Annotated in this window: 1 pseudogene; it reads left to right on the top strand. The window is 61.5% G+C overall.

Features of this window, described 5'->3' with window-relative positions:
* Positions 1-471 precede the first annotated feature (471 nt).
* A pseudogene (locus AC1VAN_RS21510) lies at positions 472-1,543 on the top strand (autotransporter outer membrane beta-barrel domain-containing protein); the annotation flags it as partial.

Genomic DNA, 1,543 nt, shown 5'->3' with positions numbered 1-1,543 from the left:
GGGTGGATTTGGCGTGATGCGCGGTGACCACGGTTACCGCGAGGCCACGGCCAACGTGAGTGTCGCCTACAAGTGGTGATGTAAGCACGAACGGCGCCGGTGAGATCCGGCGCCGTTCTGCTTTCTGCCTTCTGTAGCGCCGAGCACAGGCTGGGCTCCACGAGAAATATCGCACCTGCCGTGCTGATGCGCGTCTGGCCTCGCATATTGCACGCGCCGCAATTCTGCAGCGCTTTTGAAGTTGGAGCCTTACTGGCTGGCAGCTGAAGGCACCCGGAGTGTCCAGTGCGCTTTACAACTTTTTGCATGGGACGGCCGCGCCTGCGCACACAGACTGCGGCCAAAGGAGACGCGTTCCTTCGCATCCAGCCCCCATCACGGCCGCTCAAGCAAAGCCGACTGACACGGGAGCCGATCCGAATGTCCTACGTGGTGCCGCGTGCTCCCACATTCCCGACACAAGGATCCCCCATGAAGCTCAGCTCCGTCGTTTCCTCGCCTCGCCCGCCGACGCCGCACCGGTTGTTCCGCAGCCTGCTGCTGGCTTTGGCTTCACTCCCCGCTGGTGCTGTACTGGCAGGCGATCTGGATGACCAGGCCGCCGAGGTGGGCGTAGCTGACCCGGCAGAAGCCTGGAGCCTCATCAATGGCTCGCAGTTGACGGTCAACGGCGGGCAGACCCAACGTATCCAAGCAAGCGATACTTCCCGGGTGATACTCGAGGGCGCCCAAGTCACCAGCGTCGGCACTCAACCGGATGCGATCCGGCTCACACGCCAGGCATCGCTGAGCGCACGCAATTCACGGATCAATGGCCAGATTGCGGTGCTTGGTGCCAGCACGTCGTTGTTGTTTGAAAACAGCGTTGTGCTGGTCAACAGCAGCAACGGCACAACCACTAGCAAATTAGTGGGCGTCGACCTCAACCCAGGCCATGAAGGTGCGCTGGTAAGCTCACCTCATGCAAGCATCGATGGCACGCTCATCCAGGTTGACGACGGCATAGTTTCGGGCCAACCACATCTCCGTGGCCTGGGTGTCCGCTTGATGACAGGCCAGATGGACATCATCAATGGTTCCCGCGTCGTCGCCTCCAACGTAGGCGCAATGTTGTGGGGCGAAAGCAACACCAATGGGTTGCTCAGGCTTGAAGTCAACAACTCGACCCTGCAATCGGGCCGCGGTGCAGCCATCCAGGTAAGGCCGAGGTCCGACAATACCTACGACATCACCGTGGCAAACGGCGCACATCTGATTGCCGGGGATGGAAACCTTGTGCTGGTTGCCCGCGAGGGCGGCATTGTCAGTGCGCGCACCGATGTCAACGTTGCGGTGGACGACGCGCGCCTCATCGGCAACGTCAGCTTCGATCCGGTGTCCGTCACCAATGGCTGGCTGAATGTCGCCCTGCGCAACAAGGCGCAGATCGACGGCCGTTTCATCAATGTCACCCGTGCCGAGATCGACGGCGACAGCACCTGGCTGATGACCGGTGACAGCAACGTCGGTCAGCTCAGCCTCGGCAGAACCGGCACCGTGGCAC

Source organism: Stenotrophomonas sp. 05L44_2 (genome assembly GCF_056665995.1).
The sequence above is the reverse complement of the archived record's forward strand: the minus strand, read 5'-3'. Positions and strand labels throughout refer to the sequence as shown.